Annotated in this window: 20 protein-coding genes; 7 read left to right on the forward strand and 13 right to left on the reverse strand. The window is 60.1% G+C overall.

Annotation, left to right across the window (positions count from 1 at the left end; genetic code table 11):
• Positions 1-300: 300 nt before the first annotated feature.
• Both ACZ1HH_RS00320 and ACZ1HH_RS00325 read right to left on the reverse strand, forming a co-directional pair.
• Complete coding sequence (locus ACZ1HH_RS00320; protein WP_011537436.1) at positions 301-741, reverse strand: ATP-binding protein; 441 nt, start codon at positions 739-741, stop codon at positions 301-303.
• Between the two features lie 33 nt (positions 742-774).
• Complete coding sequence (locus ACZ1HH_RS00325) at positions 775-1,119, reverse strand: STAS domain-containing protein (protein WP_011537437.1); 345 nt, start codon at positions 1,117-1,119, stop codon at positions 775-777.
• A gap of 97 nt (positions 1,120-1,216) precedes the next feature.
• Between ACZ1HH_RS00325 and ACZ1HH_RS00330 the strand changes: the two genes are divergently transcribed.
• From ACZ1HH_RS00330 to ACZ1HH_RS00355, 6 genes are all read left to right on the forward strand, one after another.
• The gene (locus tag ACZ1HH_RS00330) at positions 1,217-2,389 is read left to right on the forward strand and encodes a thiolase family protein (RefSeq protein ID WP_487320327.1); all 1,173 of its coding nucleotides are present in this window, start codon (positions 1,217-1,219) and stop codon (positions 2,387-2,389) included.
• A 99-nt stretch (positions 2,390-2,488) separates the two neighbouring features.
• Positions 2,489-2,956 carry a GAF domain-containing protein gene (locus tag ACZ1HH_RS00335; protein ID WP_168610168.1) on the forward strand — a complete coding sequence of 156 codons (468 nt, stop codon included), beginning with the start codon at positions 2,489-2,491 and terminating at the stop codon, positions 2,954-2,956.
• Between the two features lie 15 nt (positions 2,957-2,971).
• Positions 2,972-3,601: a LysE family translocator gene (locus ACZ1HH_RS00340; protein WP_416367691.1), complete on the forward strand. Its 630-nt coding sequence runs from the start codon at positions 2,972-2,974 to the stop codon at positions 3,599-3,601.
• A 27-nt stretch (positions 3,602-3,628) separates the two neighbouring features.
• Positions 3,629-4,000 (forward strand): GFA family protein, encoded by a 372-nt coding sequence (locus tag ACZ1HH_RS00345; RefSeq protein ID WP_416367692.1) that lies wholly within the window; start codon positions 3,629-3,631, stop codon positions 3,998-4,000.
• Between the two features lie 151 nt (positions 4,001-4,151).
• Positions 4,152-5,087 carry an EamA family transporter RarD gene (rarD, locus tag ACZ1HH_RS00350; protein WP_416367693.1) on the forward strand — a complete coding sequence of 312 codons (936 nt, stop codon included), beginning with the start codon at positions 4,152-4,154 and terminating at the stop codon, positions 5,085-5,087.
• A 73-nt stretch (positions 5,088-5,160) separates the two neighbouring features.
• Positions 5,161-5,814, forward strand: a complete 654-nt coding sequence (locus tag ACZ1HH_RS00355) for an RluA family pseudouridine synthase (protein WP_416367694.1) — start codon at positions 5,161-5,163, stop codon at positions 5,812-5,814.
• Here the strand turns inward: ACZ1HH_RS00355 and ACZ1HH_RS00360 are convergent.
• Together ACZ1HH_RS00360 and ACZ1HH_RS00365 are read right to left on the reverse strand one after the other, a co-directional pair.
• Positions 5,798-6,511: a helix-turn-helix transcriptional regulator gene (locus ACZ1HH_RS00360; RefSeq protein WP_472637005.1), complete on the reverse strand. Its 714-nt coding sequence runs from the start codon at positions 6,509-6,511 to the stop codon at positions 5,798-5,800. The two genes, ACZ1HH_RS00355 and ACZ1HH_RS00360, sit on opposite strands and share 17 nt — an antisense overlap.
• Before the next feature lie 141 nt (positions 6,512-6,652).
• Positions 6,653-8,095 (reverse strand): aldehyde dehydrogenase family protein, encoded by a 1,443-nt coding sequence (locus tag ACZ1HH_RS00365; RefSeq protein ID WP_472637006.1) that lies wholly within the window; start codon positions 8,093-8,095, stop codon positions 6,653-6,655.
• 245 nt (positions 8,096-8,340) lie between these two features.
• Between ACZ1HH_RS00365 and ACZ1HH_RS00370 the strand changes: the two genes are divergently transcribed.
• On the forward strand, positions 8,341-8,991 hold the full coding sequence (locus ACZ1HH_RS00370) for a peroxiredoxin (protein WP_011537446.1): 651 nt from the start codon (positions 8,341-8,343) through the stop codon (positions 8,989-8,991).
• 83 nt (positions 8,992-9,074) lie between these two features.
• On the opposite strand, the gene ACZ1HH_RS00375 is transcribed toward ACZ1HH_RS00370, so the two are convergent.
• The 9 genes from ACZ1HH_RS00375 to truB form a co-directional block, all read right to left on the reverse strand.
• The gene (locus ACZ1HH_RS00375; protein ID WP_472637007.1) at positions 9,075-10,232 is read right to left on the reverse strand and encodes a rhamnan synthesis F family protein; all 1,158 of its coding nucleotides are present in this window, start codon (positions 10,230-10,232) and stop codon (positions 9,075-9,077) included.
• Between the two features lie 70 nt (positions 10,233-10,302).
• On the reverse strand, positions 10,303-11,166 hold the full coding sequence (locus ACZ1HH_RS00380) for a glycosyltransferase family 2 protein (protein WP_472637008.1): 864 nt from the start codon (positions 11,164-11,166) through the stop codon (positions 10,303-10,305).
• 101 nt (positions 11,167-11,267) lie between these two features.
• Complete coding sequence (gene pnp / locus ACZ1HH_RS00385) at positions 11,268-13,403, reverse strand: polyribonucleotide nucleotidyltransferase (RefSeq protein WP_011537449.1); 2,136 nt, start codon at positions 13,401-13,403, stop codon at positions 11,268-11,270.
• A 193-nt stretch (positions 13,404-13,596) separates the two neighbouring features.
• Positions 13,597-13,857 carry a DUF6525 family protein gene (locus tag ACZ1HH_RS00390; RefSeq protein ID WP_487320328.1) on the reverse strand — a complete coding sequence of 87 codons (261 nt, stop codon included), beginning with the start codon at positions 13,855-13,857 and terminating at the stop codon, positions 13,597-13,599.
• A 2-nt stretch (positions 13,858-13,859) separates the two neighbouring features.
• Complete coding sequence (zigA, locus tag ACZ1HH_RS00395; protein WP_472637010.1) at positions 13,860-15,074, reverse strand: zinc metallochaperone GTPase ZigA; 1,215 nt, start codon at positions 15,072-15,074, stop codon at positions 13,860-13,862.
• Positions 15,075-15,236: 162 nt separating this feature from the next.
• Positions 15,237-15,506, reverse strand: coding sequence for a 30S ribosomal protein S15 (gene rpsO, locus ACZ1HH_RS00400; RefSeq protein WP_005607207.1), 270 nt, complete (start codon positions 15,504-15,506; stop codon positions 15,237-15,239).
• 264 nt (positions 15,507-15,770) lie between these two features.
• Positions 15,771-16,838 carry a calcium-binding protein gene (locus tag ACZ1HH_RS00405; RefSeq protein ID WP_472637011.1) on the reverse strand — a complete coding sequence of 356 codons (1,068 nt, stop codon included), beginning with the start codon at positions 16,836-16,838 and terminating at the stop codon, positions 15,771-15,773.
• A 103-nt stretch (positions 16,839-16,941) separates the two neighbouring features.
• The gene (locus ACZ1HH_RS00410; RefSeq protein WP_472637012.1) at positions 16,942-17,463 is read right to left on the reverse strand and encodes a DUF1643 domain-containing protein; all 522 of its coding nucleotides are present in this window, start codon (positions 17,461-17,463) and stop codon (positions 16,942-16,944) included.
• A 228-nt stretch (positions 17,464-17,691) separates the two neighbouring features.
• On the reverse strand, positions 17,692-18,600 hold the full coding sequence (truB, locus tag ACZ1HH_RS00415) for a tRNA pseudouridine(55) synthase TruB (RefSeq protein ID WP_472637013.1): 909 nt from the start codon (positions 18,598-18,600) through the stop codon (positions 17,692-17,694).
• Positions 18,601-18,604 lie beyond the last annotated feature (4 nt).

The following is an 18,604-nucleotide window of genomic DNA, read 5'->3' on the forward strand; positions in this document are numbered from 1 at the left end:
CTCCCTTTTTCGCGCAGAGCCTAGTGGTCTGGGGCAAAGTGGCAATGGCAAAAACGCCAAGGCTGCGAACGCTGGAATGCTGAGAGTGTGCTGCGACGGCATAGTATGGCCCGCAGGAGTATAGCCCCGACGCCACTTGCTTGGTGGGGGCAAAGAACAGGGCGCCGGGGCAAGCCATATAGTCCAGCTCTGCGTTGATACTTTGCTGAGGAGTGAGGCGTCTGTTGGCCGCTTTTATGGCAGGAATGCGGCGCGCACCCCCGAGTTATTCGTGATTTTACGAAACTCCCGACCGGTCGCTTATTGCGTGAGCTGGATCTCAAAGCACAGCGACAGCTGGTTGTTGTCAGGATTGCGCTGGTACTGGATGTCGCTTGCCAGCTCACGGATCAAGAACCAGCCAAAGCCACCTTCGGGCAGATCTTCGAGCGGCGTGCTCGGATCCACCAACGCGGGCTTGCCTTCGGGAAGTTTGGCATCGGGGAAGGGCGTGCCCGCGTCGCGTATTTCTACCCACAGGCGGTCGGAATGGAGGTTGCAGCGTATGAGAACATCACCCGTCGCCGTTTCGGCATAGGCATGTTCGACAACGTTATTCACAGCCTCGGCGAGGGCGATCTGCACCTCGTCGACCCGGGTATCGGCAATACCCATGTCCTTCAGCCGCTGAACCACCAAAACGATGCCGCGTCGGGCTTCAATCTCGGTCGCCCTGAAGGAGCAGGCGAAAGTCTCAACCATGAATTTTGGTCCTCAAAGACAATCCCGGCAGTTTCAATTCTCTGCATGCTCAGTATCGAGCGCTTCTTGCAGTGTGTCGAACAGGCTAAAGACGGTGTCCATCCGCGTCAGGCGAAACACCTTGTCGACCATCGGGGTAAGCCCCGCGAGATCGAGTTTGCGATCCTTGCCGAGCTGTTTCATCGCCGCAACGATCGCGCCCAGCCCGCTCGAATCAATGAATTCCACATGGGAGAGGTCGAGGATCACCCGCGACGGACCAGCTTCGGTTTCCGTGCGCATGTCTTCTTTGAATTGGATCGCCATGGCCGCGTCAATGCGCTGGGCATTCACCGTCACCACTTGTGCGCCGCCTGCTTCCGTGCTCGTAAGGCTCATGAGAGTGTTCCTTGGCTCGTCATTCTTGGAACTCACTCTAGATCTTAAATGTTATTATTCAGTATGGATAGTGCCGACAATTGGAGGAGAAGGTGGAATGACCAAGATCGTTATCGCGGGTGCAGCCCGAACGCCGATGGGTGGATTTCAGGGCATGTACGACGGCGTCAGCGCAGCGGATCTCGGTGGCGCGGCCATCAAGGCAGCGTTGGAACGCGCCGGTGCGACAACCGTGGATGAGGTCTTGATGGGATGCGTTCTGCCAGCAGGTCAGGGTCAGGCGCCGGCACGGCAGGCCGGATTTGCTGCCGGTCTTGGCGAGGAGGTTCCCGCCACCACGCTCAACAAGATGTGCGGCTCTGGCATGAAGGCGGCGATGGTGGCCTATGATCAGATTGCGCTTGGGCACAGCGATGTGATGGTTGCGGGCGGTATGGAGAGCATGACAAACGCGCCCTATCTTCTGCCCAAGATGCGCGGTGGCGCCCGGATCGGCCATGGTCAGGTCATTGACCATATGTTCCTCGACGGGCTTGAGGATGCTTATGACAAGGGGCGCCTGATGGGCACTTTCGCCGAAGACTGCGCAGAGCATTATCAGTTCAGCCGCGAGGAGCAGGACGCCTTTGCGCTGGGGTCCCTGTCAAACGCTCTGGCGGCGCAGGAAAGTGGCGCATTTGAAGGTGAACTGACTGAAGTTACAGTGAAAACCCGCAAAGGCGCTGTTGTCACAGATGCGGATGAGCAGCCCAAATCCGCCCGCCCCGACAAGATCCCGACCCTGAAGCCCGCCTTTCGCGAGGGGGGGACGGTCACCGCAGCCAACTCCTCGTCGATCTCGGATGGGGCGGCGGCGCTGGTACTGGCCTCCGAGACCGCCGCTGCCGCGCGTGGGCTTTCGGTGCGCGGTCATATCCTTGGCCACGCGAGCCACGCACAGGCGCCGGGCTGGTTCACCACCGCCCCGGTTCCAGCCGCACGCAAGCTGATGGCGCAGATCGGTTGGGATGTGGAGGATGTCGACCTCTGGGAAGTGAACGAGGCCTTTGCCGTTGTGCCCATGGCCTTCATGCGCGAGATGGGCATCCCGCGTGAAAAGGTGAACGTCAACGGCGGTGCCTGCGCGCTTGGCCACCCCATCGGGGCCTCTGGGGCGCGGATCATGGTGACGCTTCTGAATGCGTTGGAAAAGCGCGGCCTCAAGCGGGGCATCGCCGCCATCTGCATCGGCGGCGGTGAGGGCACGGCCATCGCGATCGAACGCGCCTGATCTCTTGCGATCATCAAGACGGAGCAAATTTTGCGCCGCTTTTTATCTACTCAGAGGCGGCGAGAGCACGTCGCTCAATTTTGAAAAGGCAAATATCCCATGCGGGTAAACTATGAGGATCTCTCCAAGGTCGTGGCGGCGCTGACCGAGGGCGAAACCGATGAGGTGGCCCTGATGGCGACCGTCGTCTGCGAGCTGCATCACGCCGATGACCGGTTTGACTGGACCGGCTTTTACCGCGTCACCGAACCCGAAGTGCTCAAGATCGGTCCCTATCAGGGCGGGCATGGCTGTCTGGTGATCCCATTTGCACGCGGTGTTTGCGGCGCAGCGGCGCGATTGAACGAAACCCAGCTGGTCGATGACGTCGACGCCTTTCCCGGCCACATCGCCTGCTCGTCGTCGACGCGGTCTGAGATCGTGCTTCCGGTGCGCAACAGGGCGGGCGAAGTCATCGGGGTTCTCGACATCGACAGCAACCAACCTGCCGCCTTTGATCGCGATGACCAGGACGCGCTGGAAACCTTGCTCCATGCGGTCTTCGGGCGCCTGCCATCGCAGAGCTGACGGCCACCTCACCACATGAGCTTTGACGCCTGGATCATCTTCACCCTGTTCTGGATCGCTTTTGTCACCACGCCGGGACCAAATGCGGTGAACTGTATTTCCAACGGGATGAACCTCGGCTTTGCCAAGGCGATGCTTGGCGTTCTTGCGATCCTGACGCAGGCGTGTGCCTTTTTGATCCTCTCGGCGCTGGGTGTGACGGCCTTGATCGCCGCATCCCCCACGGCGTTTTTCATCGCCAAGCTGGTCGGGGCAGGATTTCTGATTGCGCTGGGCATAAGGGGCTGGCGCAATGCTACCAAACCGGCCCCGGCTGCGGCACGCCCTGCGCGTCACGTCTATGTCCATGCGCTCGCCGTTGCCACCATCAACCCCAAAAGCGTTGCGGGTTATCTGGCGGCGTTTTCGCAATTCGTGCAACCGGATGTTCCCATCTGGTCGCAGATGCTGGTCATCATGCCAACGGCGCTGACCCTCACGGCCCTGAGTTATACGGGGTTCACACTCCTGGGCGCCCTCATGGGTCGCGCGGCTCTGGCAGCGGTGTTCAACGTCTGGATTCGCCGCCTGCTTGGAGTCTGCTTTATCATCTATGGTGTATTGCTCGGGCTGAGCAGTGCGCCGACCCCGACCGCCGCGCCTTGAGGTGGCAAACATTTGAAAGGAACGATTATGATCAAAGGTCACTGTCTCTGCGGTCAAATTCAGTTTGAAACCACCGCACGGCCCGAGGCTTCCTCCATGTGCCATTGCAGCCAGTGCCGCCGTCAGTCTGGTGGGATTTGGTCTTCGGCCCATGTGACCGAGGATGCGCTGCACATCACGGGTGATGTCAGCTGGTACAACGCCAGCCCAGAGGCAAAGCGCGGTTTTTGCGCGACATGTGGCTCGTTTCTGTTCTGGAAGCGCTCTGACGAAGACACCATCAGTTTCTCCCTCGGAGCGATCGACAATCCAACCGGGCTCAAGTTGGAAAAGCACATTTTCGTGGCGGAGAAGGGAGACTATTACGACATCGCCGACGGCGTGACGCAACAATCCTGAGCGCCGCAAATCCCGCTCATGCGCAGGTCGTCGCAGAGAGTGTTTACCCTTTGTCATTAGGCTGTTCTGACGCAGCTAGATTTTGCTTTGTAAGTTAACCAGTTGCGGGCAGATTGCGCGAGTATCGAATCGGCGTTGAGGGAGACGGTCCATGAGCACGAAGCCAGAGAATGTGGACACGCCTCAGGGCCTCGCTTTTGCGCTGACGGCTTATATCATGTGGGGCTTTCTGCCGCTCTACATGAAGATGCTGGCCCATATTCCCCCCACCGAAGTTGTTGCGCATCGGGTGATCTGGTCGGTTCCCATTGCCGGAGTCTTGCTGCTCGCCTTGGGCCGAATGGGGGATCTCAAGGCCGCGCTCCGGAGCCCGCGCGTCCTCGGCATGGGCTGTGTCACGGCGGCGTTTGTCTCGATCAACTGGGGGATCTATGTCTGGTCAGTGGGGGCAGGCTACGCGCTGGAGGCCGCACTCGGCTATTACATCAACCCGCTCTTCTCCATCGCGCTTGGGGCGCTGTTGCTGGGGGAACGGCTAACCCGTGCGCAGATGGTTGCGGTGGGTCTTGCCACGCTTGCCGTTGTCATTCTCACGGTGGAGGCTGGTCGTTTGCCGCTCGCCGCATTGGGGCTGACATTTTCCTGGGGCTTTTACGCGTTCTTCAAGAAGTCTCTGCCAATCGGGCCCAATCAGGGCTTTTTGCTGGAAGTGTTGATCCTCACCATTCCTGCGATCGGCTACATCGCTTATCTGACCACAACCGGCCAAAGCCATTTTGCCAGCGTGCGGTTTGATACGCTTTTGCTCTTGGGCTGTGGTGTTGTGACCGCGGTGCCGCTCATCATCTATGCCAATGGGGCCAAGCTTCTCAAACTCTCCACCATTGCGATCCTGCAATATATTGCGCCGACTATGATTTTCCTGGTTGCGGTCTTTGTCTTCAAGGAACCATTTGGCGGTGCGCGCATGGTCGCCTTCCCGTTGATCTGGGCCGCACTTGTGATCTATTCAACTTCGCTTTTGCGCGAAATGCGGCGCAAGGGACGCCAGGCGCTCACCGATGCGGCGCCCCCACGAGAAGCCTGAGAAGACCGTGCGCCAGTTTTCTGGGTCAACGGTTTGCCTTGTCACCGGGGCGGCGCGGCGCTAGGCAGCGCCCATGACTGTATCCAGCGAGTATTGTCCACCGAGCGATCCGCTCGATATCCTGCACCATGACGCGCAGCTTCTTGTGGTCAACAAGCCTGCTGGCCTGTTGTCCGTGCCGGGCAAAGGCGCGCATTTGGCGGATTGCCTGATTGCGCGCATTCAGGCGGCCTTCCCCGAGGCGCTCTTGGTGCATCGACTGGATCGCGACACCTCCGGCGTGATGGTCTTTGCAATGACGCCCCATGCGCAACGCCATCTGGGTTTGCAGTTCGAAAAACGGATGACCAAGAAAGCCTATGTCGCCCGTCTAACGGGCCGGTTGGAGCCGCGTTCGGGAACGGTGGACCTGCCTCTGATCGTGGATTGGCCGAACCGCCCGCTGCAAAAGGTCTGTCACGAGACGGGCAAACCCGCGCATACGGACTGGAAAGTTATCAGTTATGGCGAGGATGAAACCCGCGTGCGGCTTTCGCCCAAGACGGGTAGGTCTCATCAGCTGCGCGTGCATATGCAGTCGCTTGGTCATCCGATCCTGGGCGATCCGCTTTATGCAAGCGGGGCTGCGTTGGAACACCCACGCATGATGCTGCATTCCGAAGAGCTGCGGCTAAAGCATCCGGAAGGCGGCGCGTCGCAAAAGTTTCGGGTCAAAGCGCCGTTTTGACGCTCTCCCTTGGTTGGCTGCGAAATCGCCTTGGGGTCTGACCGCTGACTTTGCGAAATTCCCGCTGAAAATGCGCCTGATCCGCGTAGCCACAACAAAACCCGATCTCGCCCAGGCTCTGGTCGCTATTGCGTAACATGTCGGAGGCGAGGTTGGTGCGCATATGGCGCAGGGTTGCGGAGAAGCGCCCCCCTTCGGCCAGCAAGTAGCGTTGCAGGCTCCGTGTCGAGAGGCCAAGCCATGCTGCCGTTTCCTCGAGACGCCACGCCCGTGCCGGATCGCTTGCGATCAGGTGATGCAGATGATCGGTCAGTCGCTGCGAGGTTCCGGTGTCAACCTCGGGTAGCGGTGGAGCATCCTGCCAGTGAATGACACCCTGCCGTGAGGTTCGCACCTGAAGCCCTGCGCGCTCCATCAGTGCGTGCAGGATAATGAGCTGTTCTTCCACGCGGTCTTGAGATGCCGCTGGATCGATTGCGAGTCGTAGGCTCCGGTCGCCGACATCCTGAACAGCCATCCGAATTTCGAGCGCGCAATAGCGTTGCAAGCGCAAAAACTTGCCGCAGATCACACCGGGATCCGGGACCAGGCAAAGGCTGCGCACAACAGCAGTGTCCGAGCGCGCAATCGCCCGGCGAATGTCATCCGGCGGTGCATCGCTGGCCACCCTAAGCCCCAATGCGGCGCGGAAATCCATATTCTCCCTCCCGGCGGATGCCAGATGTTCGGGCTACTTTTGCAAGTTTGCGTGACGGTTTGAAGACAAAAGGAGAGCGCAGTAGTCGTGCCAACAAAAAGAGCCGCCCCAGAGGGCGGCTCCTGATGCGATGTCTGTCGTTTAGGCGTCGGGCGTCCAGCCCCCCACGGCTTTGACTTCCATAAAGTCCTCAAGCCCCCAGACGCCGCCTTCACGGCCGTTGCCGGACTGTTTCATGCCGCCAAACGGCGACCCGGCGCTGCGGGATTTGCCGTTCATTTCCACCATGCCCGAGCGCAGCACCCGCGCCAGACGATTGGCACGCGCCCCATCCTGTGTCTGCACGTAGTTGGTCAGGCCATAGGGGGTGTCATTGGCGATCTCGACAGCTTCTTCTTCAGTCTCGAAGGGGATGATTGCCATCACCGGGCCAAAGATTTCCTCGCGCGCGATAGTCATCTGGTTGTTTACATCTGCAAACACCGTGGGCTTCACATAGTAGCCCTTGTTCAGACCATCCGGGCGACCGGTGCCCCCGGCCACAAGGCGTGCGCCCTCGTCAATGCCCTTCTGGATCAGATCCTGGATCTTGGTCCACTGCAGTTCGTTGACGACGGGGCCGATATGGCGGCCTTCTTGCGAGGCGGGGCCCACCTCGACCTTGTTGGCAACCGCAGCGGCCTCTTCAACCACGCGGTCGTAGATGCTCTTCTGGACCAGCATCCGCGACGGTGCGTTGCAGCTCTGACCGGTGTTCTGCATCATATGCAGCACGCCGCGTTTCACGGCCTTTTCATCGGCGTCTTCAAAGACGAGGTTGGCGCCTTTGCCACCCAGCTCCAGATGCACCTTTTTCAGGGTATCTGCCGCAGCCTTGGAGATCGCCGTCCCCGCGCGGGTCGAGCCGGTAAAGGATACCATGTCCACATCCGGATGCGACGACAGTTGCGTGCCCACGCCCGCGCCATCGCCGTTCACGAGGTTGAAAACACCGGGCGGGAAGCCGGCTTCGTGCACCAGTTCGGCAAAGATCATCGCATTGAGCGGGCTCTGCTCGGAGGGTTTCAGCACCATGGTGCAGCCCGCAATCGCAGCGGCGCCGAACTTCAGCGTGATCTGGTTCATCGGCCAGTTCCACGGGGTGATCAGCGCGGCAACGCCTACGGCCTCATAGATGATGCGATCGTTGGGGGCATGATCGCCGAGTGGGCGCTCGAACTGGAAATTCTTTGCCGCCTCGATAAAACCGTTAAGGTGCCAGCTGCCCGCGCCTACCTGACTGGAGCGCGACATGTCGATGGGGGCGCCCATCTCGCTGGACATGGCCTGCGCCAGATCTTCTGCGCGACGGTTGTAGATCTCGACGAGCTTCTCCACCAGTGCGATGCGCTCTGCTGGTGGCGTTGCCATCCAGCCGGGCAGCGCGGCTTTGGCGGCGGCAACGGCAGCATCGGTGTCGGCCTGACTGCCGAGCGAGATCACCGTGCAGGGCTCTTCGGTGGAGGGGTCGATAACGGCGCAGTCATTGGCCGCCGAGGGTTCAACCCACTGGCCATTGATGTAGAATTCGCGTTTCTCAAGCATGGTATGCTCCCTGATCGAGGCTTGGAATTGGCCCATAGGTGGCCATCTGGCGCCACTGTGTCAGGGCGCGTGCGGCGCGGCAAGTCGGATTTTTGATCAAATTCTGAAATCGCGCGGTGTCTCGCCGCCTGACGTCGGGGCTGCGACAATTTCAAAGGCGTGTGGGCAATGCCCTTTAACCCAAGCCGAAAGAGAGTAGGGTTGCCGCAGCGATTCACGCGACTTCAGACAAGAGGAGTACTCAAATGGGTTTGCGTATTAACGACGTTGTGCCGAATTTCACCGCAGAGACGGATCAGGGCACCATCACTTTTCACGATTGGATTGGCGACAGCTGGGCCATCCTGTTCTCGCATCCAAAGGACTTCACCCCTGTCTGCACCACCGAATTCTCTGCCGTTGCGCAGCTCTCGGAAGAGTGGGCAAAGCGCAATACCAAAGTGATCGGCGTCTCCGTTGACGGTGTTGAGGATCACAAGAAATGGAAGGGCGACATCGAGAGCTACGGCAATGCCCCGGCCGGTTTCCCGATCATTGCCGATGAGGGTCTTGCGGTTTCCAAAGCCTTCGACATGCTCCCGGCCGAGGCCTATCTGCCCGACGGCCGTACCCCTGCCGACAGCGCTACGGTTCGCTCTGTCTTTATCATCGGTCCCGACAAGCAGCTGAAGCTTTCCATGACCTATCCGATGACCGTGGGCCGAAACTTTGCCGAGATCCTGCGCGCGCTGGACGGTCTGCAGATGTCTGGCAAGGGCGTTGCAACCCCCGCAAACTGGGTGCCCGGCGAAGACGTGATCATCCCGCCGACCGTTTCCAACGAGGACGCCAAAGCCAAGTTCGGCGAGTTTGAAACGATCTTCCCTTACCTGCGCAAAACCAAAGCGCCAGAGTAAACGCGCATTGCGCACCAAAGATCAAAGCCACCGCACTTCTTGCGGTGGCTTTTTTGCCTGCAGGTCGTCGCGAGGGAGGCGGCTCAGTCCGGGGCGGGTGCAAATTCCGCCGCTCTTGTCCGGCGCAGGTCCAATGCCTCAGCCTGCAGGACTTTGCCAAATTCTCCCTCAAGGTCGCGGGTGAAGGCAAGGGTCAGGTTTGAGGCATCCTCATCCAGCCAAAGCGGCGATTTCTTGAGGAACGCGAACCCGTAGTCACGGTGGATCAGACGAGGTTGCGCATAGCTGATGCCTTTCCTCGCGATCGCAGTCAGGATCACGTTGACCAAATCTTCTTTGCTCTCTGCCGAGCGGACGGTGTCTTCCAGGACCTCTTTCATCGAGGGGCTCTGCGGCATCAGGGTCTGCGCGGCAATCGCGCGCAGCTCATCTATGCCATATTCAGCCAGCCTTTGATCAAGCGCGGCAATATCGAGCGTAGAGCCATGCGAGAAACCTTGCTGGATGACCCATTTCGTGAGGCCAATCTCGCCCCGCCTGACCGTGACGGTCTTGTCATTGGTGAGCGGAAAGCTCTTCCAGAAGCGCTGAAACCGCTTATCGTTGAACAGCTTCCCGCTCATCATCAAAGCGAAGGAGCAGTAGTGAAAGTTGCGGTGATTGCTGGAATAGTGCCAGCGGATGTCCCGGAAATTCTTCGGATCGACCCGCGTGTGGCCATAGTTCGTCGCCGCACCCACGAAATCCAGCTCCAGCGCTTCGGCATCGGCCAGCCAATTGCGCGACCCAGGCAAGGGGAACCAGGCAGAATCGTTGAGCAGGACAAAACGCTCCACGCTTGTGTGACGCGCGGCGACCTCAAGAACACCATCGCGGTAGCCGCCAAAATCATAGCCATAGTTCGGACGCTGGATGACGAGATGCGCATGGGCGCGCAGGTGTTCAAGGTCGCCCTCATCAAGGGGCAGGTTTGAGACCACGACGGGCGCGTATCCGTTCTGTGCAAGATACCGCAGCGCCTCGATATGAGACCCGAGAATGCCGGAACTCGGAAAGATCAGGTAGACCGCGACCTTTGGACCCTTGGGGATCTGACCTTCGGTGACGGTCTTCTTTCCAGAAAGGAATAGATCATAATAGGTCCGCGAAAACAAAAGGCTCGCAAGACGAGGCCCAATGTTCTTTAGCTGCCTGCCTTGACGCTTCAGCTCGCGTTTGATCTTCCATAGAGGCAGCGACATCAAAAACCCACTTTCAGCTCAATATGCGCCGGTGATTAGCCTGTTCGAGATGCCAAGGCAACGTGGGGCTCTAGCGTGCGTCAAAGGGCTTGAGCGCGTCCGCACATTGACGTGCGGCCAAAACCCCACGCAGAAAGGCCAGGTGTTTCGCCCGTTTGCGCGCCGACAGCAGGGTGAGTGGCGACAGAAGCTTGCTCAGGGCTTCGATCAGGGCATTTCCAAAGGCGTTGGGCATCCCGTGTTTGCGGCAGGCGTAGACACGGGATTGACCCATGTACCAGGCCTTGAGCGCCGCCGTCCGCGGTGACCGCGCGGTGGATTCGCCAAAGAGATGCACCACCTCAGAGCCTGTCACCAGCCGCAGCGCTCCACAGTCAGCCTGGAGCCGGAGGCTCAGGTCGTCATCCTCGTGATAGAGAAAGATCTTCGGATCAAAGCCCTTAACAGCTTCGAACGCGGCGCGGCGCACAAAAATCGCAGAGCCTTGCAAAACGGGTAGCTCGCAATCCGCGTCAGCCGCCTCGCGCGGCAACCACTGCGCCTTGGGCAAGAGTTTGCTGCGCCGTTTAAAGGCGACCTTGCCATTGCCCTCGCGCAGGCGGGGGTTGAAGGCGCAGGCGTCAGGGTGCGCGTCAGCGGCCTCCAGAAGCGCCTCGATCGCGCCGGGCGCAAGCTGGGCGTCGGGATTGACGAAAAACAGGAACTCCGTTGTCGCCTGTGCCGCGCCGAGATTACAGCCCCGGCCAAAGCCGATGTTGCGTTCTGAGGCAATGAATTCTGCGCCATGGGCTTGCGCAAGATCCCGAATTTCACCCGGATCCTTCGATCCGTTATCGACCACGATACAGTCCACGCCCGCAGGGATTGAGGCCAGCAGGGTCGGCAGCACCGCCGCAGAATTATAGGCAACCGTGACAAGCGTGACGCGGGTCATAAAATCCTTTCCGGCGCTTGCAGAGCGCGGCCCATAAAAAATGCCCGGGAGACGTCGCTCCCGGGCACCTTATGTCAGATCAGATTGTCGTGGGACAGATCTTACTCTGCTTCTTTCTTCTCTGCGACGATCTCTTCGCCGGTTTCCTGATCCACGACTTTCATGGACAGGCGTACCTTGCCGCGATCGTCAAAGCCCAGGAGTTTCACTTTCACTTCCTGACCTTCCTTCAGCACGTCGCTGGGGTGGTTCAGGCGGCGGTTTTCGATCTGGGACACATGCACCAGACCGTCGCGCTTGCCAAAGAAGTTCACGAAGGCGCCGAAGTCGACGATCTTCACAACTTTACCGGTGTAGACCGCGCCTTCTTCCGGCTCTGCCACGATCGCGTGGATCATGTCATAGGCCTTCTGGATCGCTTCGCCGTTGGCGGAGGCAATCTTGATCACGCCGTCGTCGTTGATGTCGACCTTGGCACCGGAGACTTCGACGATCTCGCGGATGACCTTACCGCCGGAACCGATCACTTCGCGGATCTTGTCGGTCGGAACCTGCATGGTCTCGATGCGCGGTGCGTGCTGCGAGAACTCGGAGGCTTCGGTCAGCGATTTGGCCATCTCACCAAGGATGTGCAGGCGGCCCGCTTTGGCCTGAGCCAGCGCGTTTTTCATGATTTCAGGCGTGATGCCTGCAACCTTGATGTCCATCTGCAAGGAGGTGATGCCTGCTTCGGTACCCGCAACCTTGAAGTCCATGTCGCCGAGGTGATCCTCGTCACCAAGGATGTCGGTCAGGATGCCGTAGGAGCCGTCCTCTTCGAGCACGAGGCCCATGGCGACACCGGCAACCGGTGCTTTCAGCGGCACACCTGCGTCCATCATCGAGAGCGAGCCACCACAGACCGAAGCCATGGAGGAAGAGCCGTTCGATTCGGTGATCTCAGAGACCACGCGGATGGTGTAGGGGAAGTCGGTCGGAGCCGGCAGAACCGCCTGCAGCGCGCGCCATGCGAGCTTGCCGTGGCCGATTTCACGACGACCCGGGGAGCCCACGCGGCCCACTTCACCAACCGAGTAGGGCGGGAAGTTGTAGTGCAGCAGGAAGTTCGATTTGAAGTTGCCGTGCAGCGCGTCGATGAACTGCTCATCGTCGCCGGTGCCGAGCGTGGTCACCACGAGACCCTGCGTTTCACCACGGGTGAACAGCGCAGACCCGTGTGTCCGCGGCAGAAGGCCGGTCTGGCACTCGATCGCGCGGACCTGATCCAGGGCACGACCGTCGATGCGGCGACCGTTTTTCACAACGTCGCCCCGCAGAACAACAGATTCGAGCTTTTTCAGCGCAGAGCCGAGGTTGCCGTCTTCCTGCTGCTCTTCGGTCAGAGATGCGATGATCTCTTCTTTGGCGGCGCCAACGGCAGCAACGCGTTCCTGCTTGTCAGAGATCGCATAGGCTGCGCGCATCTTCTCTTCGCCCGCTGCTTTAACGGCAGCATAGAGGTCGGAGTAATCCGGCGGCGTGAAGTCGAAGGGCTCTTTTGCGGTTTCTTCCGCGAGCGAGACGATCAGATCGATGACCGGCTGGATTTGCTCGTGTGCGAAGGTCACAGCGCCGAGCATTTCTTCTTCGGTCAGCTCGTAAGCTTCGGACTCGACCATCATCACGGCGTCTTTGGTGCCTGCAACAACAAGGTCCAGACGCTGCTCGGGGTTGAGGCGCAGATCCTGCATGTCGTCGACGGTCGGGTTCAGGATGTACTCGCCATCCTCGTAACCGACGCGTGCACCCGCGATCGGACCCATGAACGGCACGCCAGAGATGGTCAGCGCGGCGGAGGCGGCGATCATCGCGACGATGTCGGGGTCATTGACCAGATCGTGGGACAGCACGGTGCACATCACCAGAACTTCGTTTTTGAAGCCGGGAACGAACAGCGGGCGGATCGGGCGGTCGATCAGACGTGCAGTCAGCGTCTCTTTTTCAGTCGGACGCGCTTCACGTTTGAAAAAGCCGCCCGGAATTTTACCGGCGGCGTAGTATTTTTCCTGGTAATGCACGGTCAGCGGAAAGAAATCCTGACCGGGCTTTTGTTCGCGGGCGTAGGTCACGTTGGCCATGACCGAGGTTTCGCCGAGGGTCGCGATCACGGTGCCATCTGCCTGGCGCGCAACCTTGCCGGTTTCCAGTGTGAGCGTTTCTTCGCCCCACTGCATTGTTTTCGTCGTTACGTTGAACATCTATCGTATCCTAAGTCGGAGCGCTCCCAGGCGTATCCCGGGTCTCCTAATTGCGTGGCGGCCCCATTGCCGCCGACCCTTATGCTATCTTTCTTTCGCGTGCCGGGGTCTGGGCACATCGTCTCAGATACTTCCGCCCATACAGCAGTTTCGCGCAGAAAGAAAGTGTTCGCTGACGCCGCGCAGCAATCGGTCAGCTGCGCACGCCCCGTTCGAGTGTTTTGCGCTCGGCGGCATCCAGCCGCGCCAGCGCCGCGTCGGGGCTGAGCCCTTCGCGGGTGGCAGCCTGCCAGATCCGGCGACAGGACTGCGCCGACCACGGCAAAGCCGCCTCGCGCAGCCAGGCCCGCAGGGGGGCGGGCAGGCGATCATAAGCGGCCATCGGATCCTCGCGTCGGGTGCGGGTCGGCAAAGCGACCGCGCCCCGGTTGGCGTTTCTCTGTTGCCGTCTCATGATCATGCGGCCTGATCGGCCCGCCGCCACAGCGGGAAGGGATCGTCCAGATCCGCATAGTCCTGCAGAGTCTCGGCCGTTGCTTCGGGGATCAGGCAGGCATCCAGCGTGGCCTTCAGGACGGGCCAGTCGATGCCCGCGCCGATGAAAACCAATTCCTGACGGCGATCGCCAAAGGGCTCCTGCCAATGCGCCTGTATATAGTCGCGCGCCTGCTGGTGGGTGGGCCAGCGTTCGGCAGGAACGGATGCCCACCATGTCCCCAAGGGCGCCACGCTTGATAGCGCCCCCGCAAGCGAGAATTCCGCCACCCACTCGGGGCGGGTCGCAACCCAGAAATGCCCCTTGGCGCGGATTACCCCGGGCAGATTGCCGTTCAGCACCGCGTGCAATTTGCTGGGATCAAACGGCGCCCGTGCGCGATATACAAAGGACGCGATGCCGTATTCTTCGGTCTCCGGCACATGATCGGCAAAGCCATAAAGCTCCTTCGCCCACATCGGGTGTTCGTGCGCCTTTTCAAAATCAAAGAGCTTGGTGTCGAGGATCTTGTCGGCAGACACCTCGCTGAAATCGGTCTCGGTGATCTCGGCATCTGCGTTGAGGCTGCGAATGATCTTGCGTGCCGCGTCCACTTGCTCGGCGCTGGCGAGGCTCACCTTGTTAAGCACAACCACATCGGCAAATTCGATTTGGTCGGTCAGCAGATGCACCAGGGTGCGCTCGTCTTCTTCGCCCAGCGTCTCGCCCCGGTCCGCCAGCAGGTCGTGGCTGGCAAAATCGTTCAGCAGGTTCACCGCGTCGACCACCGTGACCATCGTGTCCAGACGCGCCACATCTGAGAGGCTCTCGCCTTCGGCATCGCGAAAATCAAAGGTTGCAGCGACCGGCAGCGGCTCCGAGATCCCGGTGGACTCGATCAGCAAATAGTCAAAGCGGTTCTCAGCAGCGAGACGGCGCACCTCGGCCAGAAGGTCATCGCGCAGGGTGCAGCAGATGCAGCCGTTGGACATTTCCACCAGCGTTTCTTCGGTCTGGCTGAGGTCAGCACCGCCCTCGCGCACCAGATCCGCGTCGATGTTGACCTCGCTCATATCGTTCACAATCACCGCAACGCGCCGGCCTTCGCGGTTGTTCAGGATGCGGTTTAAAAGCGTGGTCTTCCCTGCGCCGAGGAAGCCAGAGAGGACGGTGACGGGAAGGCGGGGATCGGGCATCTGCGACTCCTGTGTGATATGTTATAAAATAACAATCATGATGCGCAAAAAGAGGCAAGACCCTTGCTGCGCACCGCGGGTCAAAATCAGACGCCGCGCATAAAAAAACGCCCGCTCCCAAGGTGGGGCGGGCGTTCCTTGACCGAAGTCCTGAGCGGCGTCTTAGCGACGGATGCCCAGTTTCTTGATCAGGTCCTGATAGCGCGCTTCTTCTTTGCCCTTCAGGTAGTCCAGCAGCTTACGGCGCTGAGCAACCATTTTCAGAAGACCACGGCGGCCGTGGTTGTCTTTTTTGTGGGTTTTGAAGTGCTCGGTGAGCGTGTTGATGCGCGAGGTCAGGATTGCGACCTGGACTTCCGGAGAACCGGTGTCGCCCTCTTTGGTCGCGAATTCTTTCATCAGGCGTGTTTTTTCTTCTGCAGTGATCGACATCGGGGTCTCCTTCATAAGGTTAGAGTGGATGGCGCAGGCCGGGATGTCGTCCAGCGCAGGCCCATGGAGAGTCCCAAGTGGCGGTGATTCCACATCGGGATGCGGGTCATTACGGAATTCAGACCCGTTTTGCAAAGGAAATCGCGCGCGGTGCGGTTCGGGGAAGAGGGGCTAAGCACCCGTTTGCTGGTGTTTTCTCAACAGAAGCCATTCGGCACCCTTTGTTCAACAGTCTCGGGATAGGCAATGGGCACAGTGGCCACCCTATTCTGGCAATGGCAGATGCGCCACGTCGCCCGCCTCGGCCTCCACCAGCAAGATCTCATCTGCTGTCAGGGTCTCAGCCCCGGTGAGGCGCATGGCGATCTCTCCGTCCAGACGCACAAGTGTCTGTCCCGGTGTGTCCGGATCGGGTTCGAGCTCCAGCTCGGGCAGACCCTGCGCGCTATCATAGATCAGGTGGAGCTGATCCTCGGCGCTGTTGAAATCGACCAGCTCGACAGTGCCTTGTGCGATCCAATCGCCAAGCAGTATCTGGTCCGCGCCATCGCCACCTGTGACGTAATCCGACGCCCCGGCAATCAACGTGTCGTCGCCGTCACCGCCGTTGATAAAGTCGCGCTCTGCATCGTCGTCTGCGCCCGTGACCACGTCATTGCCACGCCCGCCAAACAGCGTGTCCTCGCCCGCGCCGCCAAACACACGGTCGTCATCGTCGTTGCCATGCACCGCATCGCTGCCCGCGCCGCCCGCGACCACATCTGCGCCGGAGCCGCCATGCAACGTGTCGTCGCCGGCGTCGCCCTGCAAGCTGTCCGCCTCCAGCCCGCCCAACAGGGAATCAGCGCCGTCGCCCCCAGAGAGAGAATCCTGTCCCTCTCCTCCGTCGAGGTGATCGTCGCCCGCGTCGCCATGGAGCGTGTCTTCTCCGGCCGCGCCATAAAGGTCATCCGCACCCGCGCCACCGCTGAGGTAGTCATTGCCGTCATAGCCGTTGATCTGATCATCGCCCCCCAGCCCCGAGATTTCATCATCGGTCGCGCCGCCAGAGAGCTGATCGAGATCCTCCGTACCAAGGATGATATTGCGCTCATCAGTGCCGTCACCGTCAGCGATCTGAGGGCTCTCGTCTGTCTCTGTGGTGTCGGAGGCATCGTTGCCAGCAGGGTCGACGCCCGTGAGGAATTCGTCAGGCGAGACGATTGTGCTGCCGGTGCCATCCGCTTCGGCATCGGGATTTGTTTCGTCCGAGTCCGCGTCATCGGACTCAAAATCAATCATGATCGCACTGCCAACTGCGACCATTCCGAGGATACTGGCCAACCACAACATGGCACCGGTCCATTTCGTTTCAGACACTCTTTAACGAGGGAGAGCCTCTCACAAAGAGATGGCTAAACTCTAAACAAAACAGGAACGCAGGTGCATGCAGCCCTTATTGCTCAATATCTTGACGCCAGAGCAGGGGCTGTTGCGCATAGGGAATATAGAGGGGGTGTTTGGGGTGACCGGCTTTGCTTAGTCCCAAGTGGTGCAGCGGGCGACCGCTGGCCCGCAATGCTGCGGCGACCCGAGGGCCTTGGTTGCGATGCGCCCCATGGGTCCCCCACGCGCAGATCACCATATCGGCCCAGTCAAGACCCGCCTGCAACACCGACATATTGTCTGCCCCTTCGGGATCCGCTGCGGCGCGCATGTCGCGTGGGTCGGTGGCGCGATAGGCAAAGATATTTGTGGCCTGAAAACCGCCAAACCCCAGCGCCCGCGCACGTCTTTCGCAGCGTTCGATGGTGGGGTCGTTCTGGACCTCTGTTGCCTTGGAGGGGTTCAGCATCACGAACATCACCTTTTGCCCCTGCGGCTCCCAGATCCGGGTCAGGCTGTAGCGATATGTTTCGCAATCGGAATAGAGCGCGGTGGAGGGTGCATCGCCCTTAACGTGATGACGTGTGATCATGGGGCGGGTTTTGGCGCATCGCGGGGCGAAGTGCAATTGCTGCCCGGCGCCGGTGTAGCAGCATCCACCGAGCCGCTCACACAAGGGTCGGGCGGGAAGGTCAATACGTCTGACCCATTGTTTCGCGTGCGAAACAATGGGTCAGCGGCTTTTCCCTATACTTTACAGTGTCTTAATCTTGATTGTGCGAGCGTGAATGGCGCGTGCGCGCAACGCGGGTAAAGCGCCTCAGTCCTGATTGAAAACGCGCGAAGGGTGCAGCTCTCCGGCCTTGTAGGTGCCCACGGCCACGGCTTTGCCTTCAAGAGAGGCCCAGGCTTCCTCGCCATATTCCACGTCAGAGGCGATCACCATGCCCGGGTTGCCGTTGCGCAGCCGGGTCGCGCCTTGCGGTGTGCATTTCAGCTCGGGCAGATCCGCAAGTCCCTCCTCAAGCGGCCGTAGGAACTGGTCGATCTCGGGTGATTTTGCAAGCGCGTCAATCTGTTCAAGGGTCACGCCATCTTCTGCATCAAACGGGCCGGACCAGATCCGGCGCAGCTCTTGAACATGGCCCAGACAGCCGAGTTTCTCGCCCAGATCGCGCGCGATGGAACGCACGTAGCCGCCCTTGCCGCACGTCATTTCCAGCACAACATGATCGGCGTCGGGACGATCCAGCATCACCAGCTCTTCGACCCAGAGCGGACGGGCGGAAAGCTCCACGTCTTCGCCGTCCCGCGCCAGCTTGTAGGCACGCTGACCGTCGATTTTTACAGCGGAGAACTTCGGTGGCACCTGCTGGATTTCGCCAATAAAGCCAAGCAGCGCTTCTTTGATGTCATCATCCGTGGGGCGCTCTGCAGAGGTCGCAATCACTTCACCTTCGGCGTCATCCGTATTGGTCGCCGCCCCAAGGGTCACGGTGAACGTATAGGCTTTCATGGCGTCGGTGATAAACGGTACGGTCTTCGTCGCCTCGCCAAGCGCCACCGCAAGCACACCGGTTGCCTCGGGGTCGAGCGTACCGGCATGGCCTGCTTTTTTGGCGTCGAACGCCCAACGGACCTTGTTGACCACCGCCGTCGAGGTGAGGCCTGCGGGTTTGTCCACCACCAACCAGCCGGAAATGTCGCGTCCCTTGCGTTTGCGTCCCATGAAT

The organism is Epibacterium sp. HA2-3, assembly GCF_055693725.2.

Bases quoted from the DNA above. Each gene is read 5' to 3' on its own strand.
- ACZ1HH_RS00330 (WP_487320327.1), top strand. From the start codon at position 1,217: ATGACCAAGATCGTTATCGCGGGTGCAGCCCGAACGCCGATGGGTGGA.
- rarD (WP_416367693.1), top strand. From the start codon at position 4,152: ATGAGCACGAAGCCAGAGAATGTGGACACGCCTCAGGGCCTCGCTTTT.
- rpsO (WP_005607207.1), bottom strand. From the start codon at position 15,506: ATGTCGATCACTGCAGAAGAAAAAACACGCCTGATGAAAGAATTCGCG.
- ACZ1HH_RS00380 (WP_472637008.1), bottom strand. From the start codon at position 11,166: ATGACCCGCGTCACGCTTGTCACGGTTGCCTATAATTCTGCGGCGGTG.
- ACZ1HH_RS00345 (WP_416367692.1), top strand. From the start codon at position 3,629: ATGATCAAAGGTCACTGTCTCTGCGGTCAAATTCAGTTTGAAACCACC.
- ACZ1HH_RS00335 (WP_168610168.1), top strand. From the start codon at position 2,489: ATGCGGGTAAACTATGAGGATCTCTCCAAGGTCGTGGCGGCGCTGACC.
- ACZ1HH_RS00360 (WP_472637005.1), bottom strand. From the start codon at position 6,511: ATGGATTTCCGCGCCGCATTGGGGCTTAGGGTGGCCAGCGATGCACCG.
- ACZ1HH_RS00370 (WP_011537446.1), top strand. From the start codon at position 8,341: ATGGGTTTGCGTATTAACGACGTTGTGCCGAATTTCACCGCAGAGACG.
- ACZ1HH_RS00410 (WP_472637012.1), bottom strand. From the start codon at position 17,463: ATGATCACACGTCATCACGTTAAGGGCGATGCACCCTCCACCGCGCTC.
- ACZ1HH_RS00320 (WP_011537436.1), bottom strand. From the start codon at position 741: ATGGTTGAGACTTTCGCCTGCTCCTTCAGGGCGACCGAGATTGAAGCC.
- ACZ1HH_RS00340 (WP_416367691.1), top strand. From the start codon at position 2,972: ATGAGCTTTGACGCCTGGATCATCTTCACCCTGTTCTGGATCGCTTTT.
- ACZ1HH_RS00390 (WP_487320328.1), bottom strand. From the start codon at position 13,857: ATGAGACGGCAACAGAGAAACGCCAACCGGGGCGCGGTCGCTTTGCCG.
- truB (WP_472637013.1), bottom strand. From the start codon at position 18,600: ATGGGACGCAAACGCAAGGGACGCGACATTTCCGGCTGGTTGGTGGTG.
- ACZ1HH_RS00405 (WP_472637011.1), bottom strand. From the start codon at position 16,838: ATGTTGTGGTTGGCCAGTATCCTCGGAATGGTCGCAGTTGGCAGTGCG.
- ACZ1HH_RS00355 (WP_416367694.1), top strand. From the start codon at position 5,161: ATGACTGTATCCAGCGAGTATTGTCCACCGAGCGATCCGCTCGATATC.
- ACZ1HH_RS00325 (WP_011537437.1), bottom strand. From the start codon at position 1,119: ATGAGCCTTACGAGCACGGAAGCAGGCGGCGCACAAGTGGTGACGGTG.
- ACZ1HH_RS00365 (WP_472637006.1), bottom strand. From the start codon at position 8,095: ATGCTTGAGAAACGCGAATTCTACATCAATGGCCAGTGGGTTGAACCC.
- ACZ1HH_RS00375 (WP_472637007.1), bottom strand. From the start codon at position 10,232: ATGTCGCTGCCTCTATGGAAGATCAAACGCGAGCTGAAGCGTCAAGGC.
- pnp (WP_011537449.1), bottom strand. From the start codon at position 13,403: ATGTTCAACGTAACGACGAAAACAATGCAGTGGGGCGAAGAAACGCTC.
- zigA (WP_472637010.1), bottom strand. From the start codon at position 15,074: ATGCCCGATCCCCGCCTTCCCGTCACCGTCCTCTCTGGCTTCCTCGGC.